Here is a 17,812-nt window from a genome sequence, read left to right as displayed (position 1 = left end):
ACTTATTTGTCCTTGTAGATATGAGGTTGCCACTTTTGCATCAATATTTTTGGGTTTGGCACCGGCTCAAACCCAAACTGAGCATACAGACCATGGGCATCGCGCGTCGCCAACATCACTCGGCGTAATCCCTGCAACTGCGGATGCTTACCAATATAAGCCATCATCATTTTACTCAGCCCGATCCCTTGATACTCAGGTAATACAAACACGTCGGCAAGATAAGCAAATGTGGCTTTGTCAGTGATCATTCGCGCAAAAGCTAAGGTATCGCCATTTGAGTCTAATACGGCAAAACACATAGAGTTTTGCATGCTGCGCTCTAAGGTCTGCAACGGAATAGACGCTGCCCAATAACTTTGACTCAATACTTGATGAATCACCTCAATATCCATTTTTGCGATATCTTCAATCACCTGATATTGCATCTTGCCTCCTGCTACCCCAGTGCCACATAGTTTGGCAACGCTGCAATTCGCTTACACCAAGCACTAATATGAGGATACAGGTGCAAATCAAATCCACCCTCTGCGGCAACATGGGTGTAGGCGTAAAGAGCGATATCAGCGATTGTCAGACTGTCTCCCACAAGAAACAAGGTTTGTGAAAGTTGCTGATCCAGCATCGCCAAGGCTTTATTTCCTGGCTCCATTAACGCTTGATAACGTGCTTGCTGGTTATCTGGCAGACCTAAGTACAACTTGATAAATCGTGCCACGGCAATATAAGGTTCATGGCTATACTGTTCAAAGAACATCCACTGATACACTTGGGCTTTGCCATAACTATCGGTGGGCAAGTATTGAGTATGGTCAGCAAAATAACCCAAAATGGCGTTGGACTCAGATAATGCTCTGCCATCTTCAAGCACAACTGCGGGTATTTTTCCGTTTGGGTTGATGGCTTTAAACTCAGCGCTATGCTGCTCTTTGGCCATAATATCAACCTCAACCCATTGATGCTCAATATTGAGTAACGTCAGTAATAACTTCACTTTGTAACAATTACCCGAACGCACATCACCATACACTTTTATCATTGTCGCTCCCTGAAACCTCATAAAAACATCACGTTAACTTATATTTGAGCTATTCACCAAGTAACTTATGTAACAAACCCTTGCTTTTATCCTACTTGCGTCTTCTTCAAACTGTAAGGGGCTTAAGCTGAAGGCTAGGTTTAACCAATAAACTAGGTGACATAGACGCTAACGATGCTAAAATATCGGCCAATTTATTTCTAACCTGGATATTGGGAATGCGAGTAAGCAAGTACCTGCTTTCAACACAAAAAGAAACCCCAGCAAACGCTGAGGTGATCAGTCATCAATTAATGCTTCGTGCTGGTATGATCCGCCGAAATGCTTCTGGCTTATATAGCTGGTTGCCGTCAGGTTTACGTGTACTTCGTAAAGTTGAAGCGATTGTTCGTGAAGAGATGAACAAAGCAGGTGCTGTAGAAATCTTGATGCCGATGGTTCAACCGGCAGACTTATGGGAAGAAACGGGTCGCTGGGAAAAGTTTGGCCCTGAGCTATTGCGTTTCCAAGATCGTCACAATCGTGATTTTGTGCTGGGTCCAACTCACGAAGAAGTGATCACCGACATTATTCGTAAAGAGGTCAACTCTTATAAGCAGTTACCACTGAACTTATATCAGATCCAAACAAAATTCCGTGATGAAGTCCGTCCACGCTTTGGTGTCATGCGTTCACGCGAATTTTTGATGAAAGACGCATACTCATTCCACCTAGATCAGCAAACGATGGATGAGACCTATGAGTCAATGTTCCAGGCTTACAGCAATATCCTATCTCGTATGGGACTCGCTTTCCGCCCAGTACTTGCTGACACAGGTTCAATCGGTGGCAGCATGTCCCATGAGTTCCATGTATTGGCTAACAGTGGTGAAGATCTTATCGCCTACTCAACCGGCAGTGATTATGCAGCCAACATTGAGAAAGCCGAAGCACCGCTGCCTACCGCAACGCGCCAAGCACCAACAGCTGAGATGAGCACCATTGATACTCCGGATGCTAAAACCATTGAAGCATTAGTGGCCAATCACGGTATTGCTATAGAGAAAACCATCAAAACCATTATCGTTAAAGGCGCCAGTGAAGAGGCACCTTTAGTTGCAGTGATTGTTCGCGGTGACCATGAGTTAAACGAAGTTAAAGTTGAAAAACTTGATGCGGTACTAGCGCCATTTGAGATGGCTGATGAAGCCGATATTCGCAAGGTCATCGGTGCAGGCCCAGGTTCATTAGGTCCGGTCGGTCTCACTATCCCTGTGTATGTTGATCACAGTGTCAATATTATGAGCGACTTTGCTGCTGGAGCCAACGAAGACGGCAAGCACTTTATCAACATCAACTGGGAACGTGATTTACCGCAAGCCCAGTGTGCAGACCTACGTAATATTATCGAAGGTGAAGCGAGTCCTTGTGGTGAGGGGACTATTGCTCTGCTTCGCGGTATCGAAGTTGGCCATATTTTCCAACTTGGCACTAACTATTCTGAGTCGATGGGCGCCAACGTTCTCGATGAAAATGGTAAATCACAAACGCTACTAATGGGCTGTTATGGCGTTGGTGTTAGCCGTATCGTTGCTGCCGCAATTGAACAAAATCACGATGACCGCGGTATTATTTGGCCAGATGCTATTGCACCGTTCAAGGTCGGTATCTTGCCGATGAACATGCACAAGTCACATCGTGTTAAAGATATGGCTGAGCAGCTATACCAAGACTTAAATGAAGCTGGCTTTGAAGTGTTATTTGATGACCGTAAAGAGCGTCCAGGTGTGATGTTTGCCGATATGGAACTGGTAGGTATTCCTCACGTGGTAGTGATTGGCGATCGTAATATCGATAACGGGGTATTTGAATATAAAAACCGCCGTACCGGTGAGAAGCAAGACATTCCATTTGATCAATTAATGGACTTTCTTAAGTCGCAAGCTTAATTCGCTGACCTACAGCATACAGTGACAGTTTAATGCCGACCTTGAGGGTCGGCATTTTTATTAGCTGTTTCACAGCAAAATTGTCATCTAATGACTAGCAAACGTAAATTAACCGGCCACAAGAATAAATACGCTCAGTTACTTGATTTTACGCCATATTAAGCGCTTTAATAAAAGTAACGGTCTTTGAGGGAGTGTTTATATTGGCAGCAAAAACGGCGCTAGTTTTAGGTGGTGGTGGTGCTCGAGCAGCCTACCAGGTTGGTGTGCTTAAAGCGATCGTTCAATTTTACCCCCGTAATCACGGTATCCCCTTTAAAATTATCTGCGGCACATCTGCGGGCGCCATTAACGGCACCTCTATTGCCACTCACGCCTCTTGCTTTCATCTAGGGGTAAGAAAACTCGAATGGGTATGGCGTAACTTTAACTGCCATAAAGTATTTAAATCTTCATTTGCTGGCATATTTGCTCACCTCGCCAATATGGCATTGATGGGGTTACAAGATGAAAAAATTAACACCAACCCGGGCAGTTTGTTCAATAATGACCCGCTTAGGGATCTACTAAATCAGTTAATTAGTTTTGCCCGTATCGATAGGAATATCGGTAGCGGTGCCTTAGAAGCACTAAGTGTTGATACATCCTGCTATAACTCCGCAAAATCAATCACCTTCTTTCAAGGTAATTACCATATTGATGAATGGCACCGGGCGCGCAGAAGTGGACAACGTACCCAACTCAATACTGAGCACCTGCTAGCCAGTGCGGCAATCCCGTTAGTATTTCCTTCGGTAAAGCTCAATCAAGGCTATTTTGGCGATGGCTCAGTGCACCAACTCGCGCCACTAAGTAGTCCTATCCACTTAGGCGCCGAAAAAATCATGGTGATAAATCTTGAAAGCTTACATAAGACCCAACACCAAGATTTAGAACATCACCCCAAAACGGCAACCATCGCGGGTCATTTACTCGACACCATTTTCTCAGATACGCTCAATAGTGATTTAGAAAGACTGTCACGCATCAATGGCACCTTAGGTCTTATTGATGCCGAAAAACGCACTACCTTGCCGCTAAAGCAAATCGAAACCTTAGTGATCAAACCCAGCGAAGATCTCAGCCAAATCGCAACCAAATACTATCAAGAAATGCCGCTAGCAGTGCGAGCGATGTTAAGGCCAATTGGGGTTAACCAGCAGAGCGACTCCAGTATTGCCTCTTATCTGCTGTTTGAAAAGTCATACTGTAGCGCCCTAATCGATCTAGGTTATCAGGACGCCATGTGTCAAATTGATGAAATTAAGCAGTTCTTTGATATTAGCTAAATCTTGCATCACAAGTATCTGCAATTACTTGCGCCCATACTTGATAGCTTTGCTCACTTGGGTGAAACCCATCTTCAGCCAGCGAAAGTTGCCCCTGCTCATTGGGAATGGATAACACTGCAATCTTGTCCATCGTCTGTACTTGTTGGTGCAAACCTAAATTAAACAAGCGGGCTCTCAGGCCCATGCAGTAACGCAATGGTTGTGGCAGTGCACTAAAATACTCTAGCGGCGGCACAGCAGACAAAATCAGCATTTGCGGAGTACACTGTTGCTGAATTTGCTCGATAAGTTGTTGCTGTTCATTCAGCCATTGTTTCTGACTTAGGGGTCTAAATATGTCATTAACCCCTAAAGATACAACCACCACATCATAATGCTGTGCATCAAGCTTCGATAGCCAGCGCTTAGCACCTTGAGTCGTTAAACCCGAACGGCCATGTAAACGCCAAATAACATCGAAGCTATGGCTTAGTTGCGCCACCACTTGGCCAGACAACGCCTTGGCTTGGCTACTGGCTCCCACTCCTGCAGCAGCCGAGTCTCCAAACAGCAATACCGACAGTTTAGGCTTATCATTGACGGGCAATGCCTTATCCAAGGGCTGACTTTCACGTTCCCCATCAGGCTCAGGTAATCGCAATGTATTGGACTTTACTCGCAACGCTTGGAGCAGCAGTAATGGACTTAACAATAGTGGCAATATTCGGTAATACCAAGTGGTCACGGCTAGCTCCTGTTTTAGTTTTGGTTTTGGTTCTAGTAATAAATTGTGGGTCCGTCACTAAGTCGCCTTGCGCTGTTGTCATTAGTTTTACGGGACCAATCAATGCCCTTTAACCTTGCAGCAGAAAATGCTCGGCTTTTTCTATGCGGCGCGGCTTGCCCAATAGAATCAAGGTATCGCCAGCTTTAATGCTCCAGTCTAACTCAGGGCTTTCTACTTCCGCCCCCGCCCGGCGCACCGCACGGATCTCGACCCGCAACTTCTGCCATGGGATATCAGCCAATGCTTTACCCACCACATGAGCGCCTTTAGGTAGGGCTACAGCATGCAATAGCTCTAAGGTGAAATCAGTTTCGGCACCGGAAAAGAAACCATGCAGGTATTGATAGTGATTGCGGCGCTCATACTCTAAACGCTTCAAAATACGGTTAAGTGGCACACCACATTGATACAGCACTTGCGACACGAGCATTAAGCTCCCTTCTAGGGTTTCAGGGATCACTTGGCTTGCACCCGCTTGCTCTAATTCCTGCATGCCTTCATCATCACGAGTACGAACTAAAATTTTAGCATCGGGTGCTAACTGACGGCATAAAGGCAAGACATCCTCTAGGATGCGCCCTTCACTGAAAGTTAATACAATTAGCTTGGCTTGCTTGATTTTAGCTTGCTTAAGAATGCTACGCTTACTGACGTCACCAAAGTATACCGGCTCACCGGCTCGCTGAGCTTCTGAGACTCGGGTCGGATCAAGGTCGAGCACGATAAACGGTACTGCTTCGGTTTTCATAAAGCGGGCAATCGTTTGCCCAACACGGCCATAGCCCAGGATAAGAACTAAATCCTGCGCATGCTCAAGGGATGGATCGATGTGAAGCTCTTCAGGACTGCGACCCCGAGCCCCTTGTAAGCGCCTCGCTATATCCACACTGTGGCGCACTAACCATGGTGCTACCGCCATTGATAACACAGCAACCATGACCAGCTTAGTACTTAAAGTGGCTTCTAGTAATTGATAGTTGACTGCCAATGCAAGGACAACAAAACTGAACTCACCAACTTGGGCCAGGCTAATGGCGGTTGCAACTGAGGTTCTAAACGATTCTTTCGCCAGCCGCAGTAAACCAAAGACAATGAGTGCCTTGCCAATAATCACCGCAACGACCAAAAGTAAAATTTGCCACCAGAAAGCCAGCACCAATGAAAAATCAAGTAACATACCAATGGAGATAAAAAATAGCCCCATCAATAAATCACGAAAAGGACGAATATCCGCTTCAAGCTGACGTTTGTACTGGCTTTCGCCCAGCAGCATACCCGCCATGAATGCACCCAATGCCATGGATAAGCCAATCCATTGAGTAAACGCGCCTGTGATTAACGCCACCACCAAGGTCGACAACACAAATAGTTCATTGGAGCGAGAACGCGCAACTTCATCAAAAAGCTTTGGCAGAGCCCACTTACCAAAGGCCATTAATAATACAAAGGCTGCAACCCCTTCTAACATGGCATAACTGATTGTTTGCCATGTCATCGGTTCGCCCTGAGTCGACAGCAGCGGCAACAGAATTAATAACGGAACCACTGCGATATCTTGGAATAACAAAACACTGACCGACAATTCGCCATGTCGGCGACGGAGCCAGCCTTGCTCGTTCAGCAGTTTTAACACAATCGCGGTTGACGATAACGCAATGGCTGAGCCCACCACCACCGCTTCGACTAAGGATAAGCCGCTGAGTAAACTGACACCAATAGCGACAATTGCAGTAACAAAAACCTGAGCACTACCTAAACCAAATACTGTTCGGCGCATCGCCCATAGCCGCGGCAAAGAAAATTCGAGGCCCAAGCTAAACATCAACAACACCACACCTAGCTCAGCCACAGAGTGCATCTGGTGTTGGCTAAACCAGTTAAAGCCTGCAGGGCCACTGATCACCCCAGTCGCTAAATAGGCCAATATGGCGGGCAAACCTGCACGGCGTAACAATGCAATCGCAATAATCGCGATAACCAGCATCAGCAACACTTGGATCAGAAAGCTATGTTCCATCTATTCACCAACATCAATGTTGAAATTTAGCTGTCATCCCTATAGAGATCGACTGCTATCACGTCTATCACACAGATAAGATAATGTTTCTTTTACCAAACTTATATGACAAAACACCCAGTAACATAACGCTAACATAGTATGCTCTGAAATACAGTAGCTTAGATGTCAAAAACATGGCGGAAGTAAAACTTCCTCACCTTCCGCACCAGGCGGCACTTTGCGCACCTTTTATAACTATTTTTATACATCGGCACGTATATTGCTTGTGTTCCACCATTAGTGGTCCGTTTTTGGTGGAGTAAACATTATGGACTTTGGTTTAGCTACGGCTTATTACCCTGAAGAGTATCGTTACCCTACGCATTATAATCGTAGTTCGGGTAACGCACCGGATATGACGAAAATACTGCAACAGCTACATGAAAGCTTAGACCCACGGACAGTGTTTGCCTGTTTTGGTAAGGTGATCGGCCAACATTTGCCGATCCAAGGGGTCACGTTACATTACAAAGACTACCAATTTTCATGGGGCCGCAATCAAGGGTTGATGATCAACCAGCATCTAGAGGTGGGCGGTGAAGCGGTTACCTTATGCTATCGTGTCAACTCGCCGCTAATGCCATCACAAGCTGAAATTATGCAGCAAATTCAAGGCTACTTACTCCAGCCTTTAGTCAATGCAACCCGATACAGTGAAATGGCGAAGCAAGCCATGTTTGATTCACTGACTCAGCTTGGTAATCGCCACTACTACAACGAAAGTATCCGTAAAGCGATTGCAGTTGCAGAGCGCAATCAACAGGCACTATCAATGATCGTGCTCGACTTAGATAACTTCAAAATGCTTAACGATCGTTATGGTCACCTTATCGGCGATCAAGTGCTAACCGCATTTGGGCAAATCCTAACCAATAGTATTCGAGCAACGGATCAAGCATTCCGCACTGGTGGTGATGAGTTTGTAATTATTGTCCAAGGTGATGCTCAGGCGGCATCGGTATTATGTGACAGAATTTTGGCTGCGATCAGCAGCAGTATCCAGCTAGAGAAGTATTCAGTTAAAAGTAGTTTGGGGCTGACGCAGTGGCAAACAAATCTCAATGCTGACCAACTGTATGATCAAGCTGATAAAGCCCTGTATGACGCCAAAGCATCTGGAAGAAACTGTTACAAAGTGGCTTCGTAATAACTAATACCTATCGGCATAAGGCTAACTTCACGCTTGCTTATCTTAAATTGCAGTCTCGTTAAGCCGTTTGCTCTTAAAGTCGCTTTCGCTCCCGGCTTTAGCGAGCAGTTTCTTGGCGAGCTTTCGAACATGCTAGCCAGTAACTCTGCTTACCGAACAGTAATAATCAGATTGACTTTGGTTGATGCCTGACCGCAAGGTGCGGCTCACCGTTTTGACTAAGGTAGGCTTTCTCCACCCAATAACCGACAGCGCTCACCAATTTATCGTCATAATAAACCAATGGCACCCGAGCACGCTCCCAAGGCGGAACACCAAACTCCTGCCATACTTTTTTAAGCTCACGACTTTTTTGTCTTGATGAAGGGTGCACAATGACACTACCCGCAGCACCAAAACGCACCGTCACATGCTGCTTTGCATTCGGTTTTTTTAGGCCTGAACCTAAAGTTTCTACATGAAATTGTAGCTGTGAACCGTCATTTAAATTCACCTGCCAGGCATTAACCTCGCCGCTAACATCCAGTTGATTACTACCGATAACAGCCATTGGCTGTTGATAGGTTGTCGATTCAAGCAAAAATAATTGCTGTTGATAGCGCTTAGCTAACATTCCTTTTAAAACGATATGAATTTGGGCATCGGTTTTGGCATACATTAATTGCGATAACAGATTGTGAAGCTGCGCTTGCGATGGCAAGGAAAACCCGCACTGCTCAATAAACGCCCGCAAATACATTGCTTGCCAATCCAAGCTATATTGAGCCAATGAGTCTAAATCTAAACTTGATGCTAGCACCTGATTACTATGGTTTATCAGTGCTGGTAAGCGTTCACTAACGACTTCATCTAGTAACTGTTGCTGTTGAGCACACAACGCGGCACTGCGGCTACTTGTCGTTGTAATCGCTCCCCAGCGCTGCTTCAACCTTGGAATAATATCGTGGCGTAAGAAGTTACGATCAAATTGAGTATCAGCGTTGCTTTCATCTTCAATATGCGTCAGTGCTAATAAGCTAGCAGTGTGCTCTATCTGCTCCCGAGTGACGTTGAGAAGTGGCCTAACTAACCAAGCTTTCTCAGCATACGGCTGAACTTGCCCCATTGCCGCCAAGCCCTTTGGCCCTAAGCCTCGTTTTAACGCCAAAAGAATAGTTTCCAGCTGATCGTCTTGATGGTGGGCGGTTAATAACACGTCACCGGGTTGAACATATTGTTGAAAAACCTGATAACGCGCCTCTCTAGCTGCCGCTTCAGTGCTGACTCTCGGCCCCAGCGAAAGTGAGACTCGCTGGCAATTTATCGCTAACTGGTAGCCCTTCGCACGTGTTTTACAGTGCTCAAGCCATTGTTCGGCGTGTTCACTTAACCCATGATGAACATGGACAAGCAGATAATTGAACTGTGGGTTTGATTGAGCATATTGAGCCAAGCCAAGACACAAAAGCTCTGAATCAACGCCGCCACTGTATGCAAGCACTAACTTAGCACCGTCTGACAATGCAACTTGTTGAATACTTTGCTCAATCAGTGCGGCAACATCGAGGCTTTCCATTAGAACAAAATCCGTACTTTATCGGATCCTGTTAATGACTCTAGTGCCAACATCAGTTCATCGGTCGGATTGACCCGCCATTCGTCACCAAGCCTAAACTGGGCTTTGGCTTGCGGCTGGGCATAGTTAATTTTGACTGGTACCGCACCCGCTTTCCACGGCTCCACAGCAGAGCGAAACTGCTCCAGCCAATCAACAGAGATACACTCTGCTTCAACATCAATTTCTACCGCACTGGCAAAATGACTGCGCGCTTCGCCCATATCAATAATGTTTCTAGCTGTCATACGATTACCACCGGAAAAATCATCAAAGCTGACTTCACCTTCAATAATCAAAATTCGGTCTTTCTCAAGCAAATGATTAAACTTCTCAAATGCCTCAGTAAATAGCATAACTTCTAAGCGAGCGCTCTTATCATCTAAGGTCACCAAGCCCATTTTTGAGCCACGTTTGGTCATCATCACACGCGTCGCCACCACCAATCCAGCAGCTTTCATGGTTTTACCACGTTCAGTTGGGTGGACATCCTTCAGTCGACCAGAGGTATAGTGTTTTAGCTCTTTTAAATACTGATTAATTGGGTGACCCGTTAAGTACAGCCCTAAGGTATCTCGCTCACCTTCTAGCCATACTTTGTCAGGCCATGGCGTGCAATCAACAAACTGTTGCTTGTTATCTTCCGGCTCAGTATTAAGTAAGCCAAACAGGTCTTCCTGTCCGATAGCTTCCGCTTTAGCGTGTTGCGCCGCTGCGCGAATCGCTTCGGGTAGTGTCGCCATCATTGCTGCACGATGCGGGCCTAAACTATCAAGCGCACCTGCGCAAATTAGCTTTTCAATAACCCGCTTATTAAGCTTTTTCAGATCCACTCGAGCGCAAAAATCAAATAAATCCTTAAACGGCCCATTTTCCCTTGCTTGCAATATGGAATCGACAGGCCCATCACCCACGCCTTTAATGGCACCAATACCGTAAACAATGTTTTGTTCTTCATCGACAGTAAACTTAAACAGCCCTTTGTTGACGTCGGGCGGAATAAGCGGCAACCCCATACGTTCGCATTCATCAACCAACACCACGATCTTATCGGTATTGTCCATATCGGCAGACATTACCGCAGCCATAAATTCAGCTGGGTAATGGGTTTTGAGCCACAGGGTTTGATAAGACACCAATGCATAAGCTGCAGAGTGAGATTTGTTAAAGCCGTAACCCGCAAACTTCTCCACCAAGTCGAAGATTTTCATCGACAACTCACCATCAACACCATTGTTGATCGCCCCTTCTTTGAAGGTACCGCGTTGTTTGGCCATCTCCTCAGGTTTCTTCTTACCCATTGCACGACGCAACATATCAGCGCCACCTAAGGTATAGCCTGCTAATACCTGGGCAATCTGCATCACCTGCTCTTGATACAAAATAATGCCGTAGGTGGGCGATAACAGCTCTTTTAATGACTCATGCTGATATTGAGAGTCGGGGTAAGAAACTTCTTCACGGCCATGCTTACGTTCAATAAAGTTATCTACCATGCCCGATTGCAAAGGCCCGGGACGGAACAATGCAACCAAAGCAATCATATCCTCAAAGCAATCTGGCTGCAGACGCTTAATCAAATCTTTCATACCGCGGGATTCAAGCTGAAACACCGCGGTGGTTTCATAGCGCTGCAATAATCGAAACGATGCAGGGTCATCTAAAGGAATAGCTTCAATACGTACCGCATCTTTACCCTGCTTTTGCAAGCGAGGGTTAATCATCTGCAATGCCCAGTCAATAATGGTTAGCGTTCTTAATCCAAGGAAGTCGAATTTAACTAAGCCAGCAGTTTCAACGTCGTTTTTATCAAACTGGGTAACTGGGTTATGCCCTTCTGAATCACAATACAGGGGCGCAAAATCCGTTATCACAGTGGGTGCGATAACCACACCACCTGCGTGTTTACCTGCGTTTCGAGTTACGCCTTCCAAGATGCGGCACATGTCAATCAAATCTTTAACATCTTCGTCAGCATCATAGGATTCTGGTAAGGCGGGCTCAGCTTCAAAAGCTTTCGCTAGCGTCATTCCCGGTTCTGCTGGAATCATTTTTGAGATTCGGTCAACAAACCCGTAAGGATGTCCCAGCACGCGGCCAACATCTCGGACTACCGCTTTAGCAGCCATGGTACCAAAGGTGATGATCTGCGATACTGCGTCTCGACCGTAGAGGTCTGCCACGTGATCAATCACTTCATCACGGCGGTCCATACAAAAGTCGACGTCGAAATCGGGCATCGATACCCGTTCTGGGTTAAGGAATCGCTCGAAAAGCAAGTCAAATTCAAGCGGATCCAGATCGGTAATTTTCAGCGCATAAGCCACAAGCGAACCCGCACCAGAGCCACGACCGGGACCAATAGGGATATCATTGTCCTTACCCCACTGAATGAACTCCATTACGATTAAGAAGTAACCGGGGAATCCCATGTTATTAATAACTTTTAGCTCAACATCGAGTCGCTCATCATATTCAGGACGTCGTTTAGCGCGCTCTTCTTCATCAGGAAACAGAAACTCTAAACGCTCCTGTAAGCCTTTTTCAGACACCGCAACCAAATAATCCTCAATACTTAAGTCACCAGTGGGGAAGTTAGGTAAGAAATACTCATTCAGTCTAACGGTAACATTACAGCGTTTGGCGATTTCGACGCTATTAGCCAATGCTTCTGGTATATCTGAAAACAGCTCACACATCTCATCTTCACTGCGAAAATACTGTTGCTCGCTGTACTTCTTTGGTCTGCGTGGGTCAGCTAAGGTAAATCCATCGTGGATCGCCACTCGAATTTCATGGGCTTCAAACTGCTCAGGTTGCATAAACACGACTTGATTGGTTGCCACCACCGGCACACCAGTTTGGGTCGATAAGTCCACTGCCATATGCAAATAGCGTTCTTCATCAACACGGCCGGTACGGATCAACTCTAAATAGTAACGCTGCGGGAAATGTTGTTGATAAAAGCTAAGTAGTTCATTAACTTGATTGTGGTTTCCTTTAAGCAGCGCCTTACCAACATCGCCTTCCCGACCACCGGACAGCAAAATAAGTCCTTCACTGTATTTAGCTAACCAGGCCTGGTCTATCACAGCTCGGTCTCGCACATGGCCTCGCAAAAAAGCATCACTGATCAGCAAGGTCAGATTTTTATAACCTTCATTGTTGATGGCGATAACCGTGATAGAGCAAAACTCTTTTTCAAATCCTGGGACCAACATGGAAAAGTCAGCACCAATAATGGGCTTAATCCCAGCACCATGACAACCACCGTAAAACTTCACCAAACCACAAAGGTTAGTTTGATCTGTCAATGCCAAAGCCGGCATTTGAAGTTCAGTCGCCTTAGCTAAAATCGGTTTAACTTTGGCTAGACCATCACACATGGAGAAATCACTGTGTACACGCAGGTGCACAAAACGGGGTTCGGACATACTCTATACTTTTATCATTAGGCAAAAATCGCTGCCTTTGAGGTTAACAGACTGAAGGCAAACTCACTAGGACGTGTTGACCTTTCACGGTTAAATTTAGCTCGGATGGTGGCGCCTAGTCAAAACATGCTAATCAGGACGAGTGCTTTAGCGCCACTCTACGTTAATTACCGGGCAGGATGAGTAAAACGCATTTTGCCCTCAGCGCACCCCGGCCTTCGAGCAGTATTTGTTGCTCCTATCTATAGCGTTATCAGCTATAAAAAGCGCTACTACATACCAAAGCATCAGCCTTATATAAAGAATCTACACACTGCTAAAACTGAGCTGAAAAGGTCAATCCACCCTAGAAGGGTTGACTCTATTAATGATGCTGACTTACTCGGTACGTTCAAGCGCAGTTTGTACCGGTTTAAAACTGCGACGATGCTCAGCTAACACACCGTGTGTCGCTAGTGCTTCAAAATGCGCTTTAGTTGGATAGCCTTTATGCTTAGCAAAGCCATATTGAGGGTAACGTTCGTCCAACTGTGCCATCTCTCTATCACGTACCACCTTGGCGATAATCGATGCAGCACTGATACCGTCAATTAAACCATCACCTTTGATAACCGCATGGGCTTCGTGATCCAATTCGGGAACACGATTACCATCAATTAACACTCTATCTGGGCGGGCTTTTAATCCAGCCACAGCCCGTTGCATGGCTAACATTGTTGCATGCAATATATTGAGCTCATCGATTTCTGCAGGCGTTGCCCGTCCAACGCTGACATCCAAGGCCTTTTCTAAAATTTGCTCGTACAATGCATCACGCTTCTTTTCAGACAGCTTTTTTGAATCATTTAAACCAATAATCGGATTATTTGGATCTAAGACCACAGCGGCAGTCACGACATCACCAACTAGAGGGCCACGGCCTACCTCATCAACACCAGCATAATAGCCTGTGGTGAGTTGTTGTATTTGCTCATCATTAATTGACTTAAAAACTGCCATTACTTGCTCTCCACCAATTTTACCACCGCATTGGCGGCCACTTCACTGGCATTGCAACGCAAGGATTTATGCATATTCATAAATGTTTGCATTAACGGGCGACAGTCTTGATCTAGCTGCTGTGCGACAGCCGCAGCAATTTTTTCTGCGGTGCAATCTGCTTGAATCAGCTCTGGAATGATTTTCTCACCAGCCAATAAATTCGGTAACGAGTAGCTATCGATTTGCATCATACCTTTGGCAATTTTATAGGTCAGTGCATTGACTTTATAAGCCACCACCATGGGCCGTTTAACCAACATGGCTTCTAACGTAGCAGTCCCCGACGCTAATAAAATGGTATCTGCCGCAGCCATGACTTGTCGAGACTGACCTTCTATTAAAGTAATGGCGAGATCGGGTGCATATTGTTTTAACGCCGCTTCAAATTGTTCGCGGCGTCGACTGTTTACCAGCGGGGTCACAAACTTTAAATCAGGGTAATCTTGCTTAAGGAGCATGGCCGCTTTAACGAAAGGTTCGGCCAATTGTTTAAGTTCACCGCCCCGTGATCCTGGTAAAATAGCCAAATACTCAGATTCGGCATCCAAACCAAGGGCTTGACGGGCTGCAAGCTTATTAGATTCTAACGGGATGTCGTCCGCCAAGGTATGACCAACAAAGGTACACGGTACCTGATGCTTATCATAAAAAGCTTTTTCAAAGGGCAACAAAGACAGCACCATGTTAGTGGCTTTCGCAATCTTAAAAATCCGCTTTGGACGCCACGCCCACACTGAAGGGCTGACGTAATGCACGGTTTTGATACCGCGCTGTTTTAACTTCAGCTCTAATCCGATATTAAAATCAGGGGCATCGATACCAATAAAGCAATCGGGCTGTAACGCTTCTATGCTATCAATCAGTGACTTTCTAACATGAAGCAGCCGTGGCAATCGAGACAAAACTTCAACAATTCCCATCACGGCAAGCTCTTCAAATGAAAACAAGGATTCAAAACCCAGTTCATCCATTTGCGGCCCACCGATTCCCACAAACCGTGCATCGGGATATTGTTGTTTTAGTGCTTTAATTAGACCTGCACCTAATATGTCGCCAGAGAGCTCCCCCGCCACCATGGCAAACACTTTTTGTTTTACTTCACTCATACCATCGTACTATTAAATGACTAAATAAAAAAAAGCCCGTTAAATAACGAGCTCTTTGTAGTAGGCAAGCTGTTAGCGAATAATGCCGCGGCTGGACTGTTTAACAAAATCAGCCAACATGGCGACTTGCTCATCTTGTGCTTCGTCTTCGGCAAGAGCTGCTATCGCTTCTTCAACGGTTAACCCTTTACGGTAAAGGGTTTTGTAAGCGCGACGCACGGCTAACTGGCTCTCTTTGGAGAAGCCACGACGTTTCAAGCCTTCACTGTTGAGCCCACGTGGAATCGCAGGTTGGCCCGATGCCATCACAAATGGCGGCACATCTTGTAAAATCAACGAGTAACCCGCAGTAAACGCATGAGCGCCAATTTTTACAAATTGGTGAACTCCGGTCATTCCGCCGAGTATCGCCCAATCACCGACATGCACATGGCCTGCAATAGAAGCATTGTTAGCCATGATGACGTTATCACCAACAACACAATCATGGGCTATATGTACATAGGCCATAAACAGGTTATTTGAGCCAATTTTTGTCAGGCCTTGATCTTGAGTTGTACCACGGTGAATGGTCACAGACTCGCGGATAACGTTGTTATCACCAATCTCAAGGCGTGTAGGCTCGCCTGCATATTTCTTGTCTTGGCAATCTTCACCAACCGATGCAAATTGGAAGATACGATTGCCTTTACCTATTACAGTTGGGCCTTTAATAACGACATGAGAGCTAATGTGGCAATCGTCGCCAATTTCGACATCGGCACCAACATAAGTCCAAGGACCAATCGTTACATTATCGCCAATTTTAGCGCTAGGGTGTACATAAGCTAACTTATCTATCACTTGCTGATCTCTCTGCGTGCACACATAATTTCAGCTGAACAAACTAGTTCACCATCCACTTTAGCTTCACCAGTGAACACCCCAATCCCGCGGCGTTCTTTAATCATTTTTACTTCAAAGTGTATTTGATCACCTGGCTCAACCACGCGTTTAAAGCGAGCTTTATCAATACCAGCAAAGTAATACAGTGCATCATTTGATGGCACGTCGCTCATGGTCTTAAATGCCAATAAACCGGTCGCTTGCGCCATGGCTTCTAAAATGAGTACACCAGGCATGACCGGTTGAACCGGGAAGTGGCCTTGAAAAAATGGCTCATTGATTGTGACATTTTTAATCGCGTGCAAGGTTTCACCCGAGGTAAAATCCAATACGCGATCAATCAACAAAAATGGATATCTATGAGGCAGAAACTTTAAAATCTCTTTGATATCCATCGTATTTAATTCGTTTGACACTCAATTACTTCCTTAGCCGCCACCCAGGGCAGTTAATCTTCTGATTTTACGTTTTGCTCTAACTTTTTAACCCGTTGAAACAGACTATCTAATTGTCTAAATCTAACGGTGTTACGCCGCCAAAGCTTGTTTTCTGTTGCAATCGTTGCAGAGGAGTATAGACCAGGCTTTCTAATTTCGCTGGTTACGTTAGTACCACCTGAGACATGGGTGCCATCAACAATGGACAAGTGACCGGCTATCGCAGTATTGCCACCAATGATGCAGTATTTACCTATGGTCAAGCTGCCTGCAAGCGTCGTACTTCCTGCAATGGCGGTATGTGCTCCAATAACCACGTTATGTGCTACCTGCACTTGGTTATCGATAATCACGCCTTCGTGAATTTCTGTATGATCAAGCGCGCCACGATCGATTGTCGTACTCGCTCCTATCTCTACATTGTCACCGATTCTGACGCCACCAGTCTGAGGGATTTTAACCCATTGGCCGCGGTTATTGGCATAACCAAAGCCATCAGAACCAATGACTGCACCGCCATGAACAATACAATTTTGCCCAAGGTGGACATTATGATAAATCGTCACGTTAGCCCAAAGCTTAGTGCCACTGCCAATAATGCTGTCTTGACCAATGACACACCCTGCGCCAACTTGAACCCCTTCACCAATAATCACATTAGCGCCAATCACTGCATTAGCACCAACCTCAGCCCCTTGGCCAAGCTTGGCACTATCATCAATGACAGCACTTGGGTGTATACCATCGGCCGACTTAGGCGTACTATCAAGTAGTTGTGCAACCCGCGCGAACCCCACATAAGGGTCTTTGAGCACAATGGCATTGCCTTGATAGCCAGCTAGCGCTTGTTCATTTAACAATACAGCGCCAGCTTTTGTTGTATCAAGCTGCGAGCGATACTTAGGATTAGCAAGAAACGCAAGCTGATTAGCTTGCGCCTTTTCTAATGTAGCAACACTTGAGATGGTGATTGAGCCATCGCCAACCACCTCTCCATCTAAGTGCGATGCAATCTCACTTAATGTAAAATGCTTCATCAAGC

The 17,812-nt window shown here is 45.7% G+C and carries 14 protein-coding genes; 3 read left to right on the top strand and 11 right to left on the bottom strand.

Features of this window, described 5'->3' with window-relative positions:
* Window positions 1-2 precede the first annotated feature (2 nt).
* Together ACHUFW_RS02470 and ACHUFW_RS02465 are read right to left on the bottom strand one after the other, a co-directional pair.
* A complete protein-coding gene (locus ACHUFW_RS02470) occupies window positions 3-428 on the bottom strand; it encodes a GNAT family N-acetyltransferase (RefSeq protein WP_394200398.1) in 426 nt (141 codons plus the stop codon).
* An 11-nt stretch (window positions 429-439) separates the two neighbouring features.
* Window positions 440-1,036 (bottom strand): glutathione S-transferase family protein, encoded by a 597-nt coding sequence (locus ACHUFW_RS02465; RefSeq protein ID WP_394200492.1) that lies wholly within the window; start codon window positions 1,034-1,036, stop codon window positions 440-442.
* Window positions 1,037-1,257: 221 nt separating this feature from the next.
* Here ACHUFW_RS02465 and ACHUFW_RS02460 point away from each other — a divergent pair, with 221 nt between their 5' ends.
* Together ACHUFW_RS02460 and ACHUFW_RS02455 are read left to right on the top strand one after the other, a co-directional pair.
* On the top strand, window positions 1,258-2,967 hold the full coding sequence (locus ACHUFW_RS02460; RefSeq protein ID WP_394200397.1) for a proline--tRNA ligase: 1,710 nt from the start codon (window positions 1,258-1,260) through the stop codon (window positions 2,965-2,967).
* 203 nt (window positions 2,968-3,170) lie between these two features.
* Window positions 3,171-4,295: a patatin-like phospholipase family protein gene (locus ACHUFW_RS02455; RefSeq protein WP_394200396.1), complete on the top strand. Its 1,125-nt coding sequence runs from the start codon at window positions 3,171-3,173 to the stop codon at window positions 4,293-4,295.
* On the opposite strand, the gene ACHUFW_RS02450 is transcribed toward ACHUFW_RS02455, so the two are convergent.
* Window positions 4,288-5,022, bottom strand: coding sequence for an SGNH/GDSL hydrolase family protein (locus ACHUFW_RS02450; protein ID WP_394200395.1), 735 nt, complete (start codon window positions 5,020-5,022; stop codon window positions 4,288-4,290). The two genes, ACHUFW_RS02455 and ACHUFW_RS02450, sit on opposite strands and share 8 nt — an antisense overlap.
* A 109-nt stretch (window positions 5,023-5,131) precedes the next feature.
* Entirely contained in the window at window positions 5,132-7,081 is a 1,950-nt protein-coding gene (locus tag ACHUFW_RS02445) for a monovalent cation:proton antiporter family protein (RefSeq protein WP_394200394.1), read from the bottom strand.
* Window positions 7,082-7,391: 310 nt separating this feature from the next.
* On the opposite strand from ACHUFW_RS02445, the gene dgcS reads away from it, so the two are divergent.
* Window positions 7,392-8,270 carry a diguanylate cyclase DgcS gene (gene dgcS / locus ACHUFW_RS02440; protein ID WP_394200393.1) on the top strand — a complete coding sequence of 293 codons (879 nt, stop codon included), beginning with the start codon at window positions 7,392-7,394 and terminating at the stop codon, window positions 8,268-8,270.
* 169 nt (window positions 8,271-8,439) lie between these two features.
* On the opposite strand, the gene tilS is transcribed toward dgcS, so the two are convergent.
* From tilS to lpxD, 7 genes are all read right to left on the bottom strand, one after another.
* Window positions 8,440-9,828: a tRNA lysidine(34) synthetase TilS gene (gene tilS, locus ACHUFW_RS02435; RefSeq protein ID WP_394200392.1), complete on the bottom strand. Its 1,389-nt coding sequence runs from the start codon at window positions 9,826-9,828 to the stop codon at window positions 8,440-8,442.
* Window positions 9,828-13,301 carry a DNA polymerase III subunit alpha gene (dnaE, locus tag ACHUFW_RS02430; protein WP_394200391.1) on the bottom strand — a complete coding sequence of 1,158 codons (3,474 nt, stop codon included), beginning with the start codon at window positions 13,299-13,301 and terminating at the stop codon, window positions 9,828-9,830. The genes tilS and dnaE overlap by 1 nt, the downstream gene beginning before the upstream one ends.
* Before the next feature lie 378 nt (window positions 13,302-13,679).
* Window positions 13,680-14,300, bottom strand: coding sequence for a ribonuclease HII (rnhB, locus tag ACHUFW_RS02425; RefSeq protein ID WP_394200390.1), 621 nt, complete (start codon window positions 14,298-14,300; stop codon window positions 13,680-13,682).
* Window positions 14,300-15,448, bottom strand: a complete 1,149-nt coding sequence (lpxB, locus tag ACHUFW_RS02420) for a lipid-A-disaccharide synthase (protein ID WP_394200389.1) — start codon at window positions 15,446-15,448, stop codon at window positions 14,300-14,302. Before lpxB ends, rnhB begins: the two co-directional genes overlap by 1 nt.
* A 72-nt stretch (window positions 15,449-15,520) precedes the next feature.
* On the bottom strand, window positions 15,521-16,291 hold the full coding sequence (lpxA, locus tag ACHUFW_RS02415) for an acyl-ACP--UDP-N-acetylglucosamine O-acyltransferase (protein WP_394200388.1): 771 nt from the start codon (window positions 16,289-16,291) through the stop codon (window positions 15,521-15,523).
* Window positions 16,288-16,749, bottom strand: a complete 462-nt coding sequence (fabZ, locus tag ACHUFW_RS02410) for a 3-hydroxyacyl-ACP dehydratase FabZ (RefSeq protein ID WP_394200387.1) — start codon at window positions 16,747-16,749, stop codon at window positions 16,288-16,290. The genes lpxA and fabZ overlap by 4 nt, the downstream gene beginning before the upstream one ends.
* A gap of 32 nt (window positions 16,750-16,781) precedes the next feature.
* Window positions 16,782-17,807: a UDP-3-O-(3-hydroxymyristoyl)glucosamine N-acyltransferase gene (lpxD, locus tag ACHUFW_RS02405; RefSeq protein WP_394200386.1), complete on the bottom strand. Its 1,026-nt coding sequence runs from the start codon at window positions 17,805-17,807 to the stop codon at window positions 16,782-16,784.
* Between the last annotated feature and the right edge of the window lie 5 nt (window positions 17,808-17,812).

Source organism: Shewanella waksmanii, assembly GCF_043643685.1.
Lineage (GTDB): Bacteria > Pseudomonadota > Gammaproteobacteria > Enterobacterales > Shewanellaceae > Shewanella > Shewanella waksmanii_A.
This window is presented reverse-complemented; position numbering and strand designations above follow the sequence as displayed.

What these genes read in the sequence shown, in the direction of transcription:
- ACHUFW_RS02445 (WP_394200394.1), bottom strand. Translation starts at nt 7,081, where the DNA reads ATGGAACATAGCTTTCTGATCCAAGTGTTGCTGATGCTGGTTATCGCG.
- dnaE (WP_394200391.1), bottom strand. Translation starts at nt 13,301, where the DNA reads ATGTCCGAACCCCGTTTTGTGCACCTGCGTGTACACAGTGATTTCTCC.
- lpxB (WP_394200389.1), bottom strand. Translation starts at nt 15,448, where the DNA reads ATGAGTGAAGTAAAACAAAAAGTGTTTGCCATGGTGGCGGGGGAGCTC.
- ACHUFW_RS02460 (WP_394200397.1), top strand. Translation starts at nt 1,258, where the DNA reads ATGCGAGTAAGCAAGTACCTGCTTTCAACACAAAAAGAAACCCCAGCA.
- lpxD (WP_394200386.1), bottom strand. Translation starts at nt 17,807, where the DNA reads ATGAAGCATTTTACATTAAGTGAGATTGCATCGCACTTAGATGGAGAG.
- ACHUFW_RS02470 (WP_394200398.1), bottom strand. Translation starts at nt 428, where the DNA reads ATGCAATATCAGGTGATTGAAGATATCGCAAAAATGGATATTGAGGTG.
- rnhB (WP_394200390.1), bottom strand. Translation starts at nt 14,300, where the DNA reads ATGGCAGTTTTTAAGTCAATTAATGATGAGCAAATACAACAACTCACC.
- dgcS (WP_394200393.1), top strand. Translation starts at nt 7,392, where the DNA reads ATGGACTTTGGTTTAGCTACGGCTTATTACCCTGAAGAGTATCGTTAC.
- tilS (WP_394200392.1), bottom strand. Translation starts at nt 9,828, where the DNA reads ATGGAAAGCCTCGATGTTGCCGCACTGATTGAGCAAAGTATTCAACAA.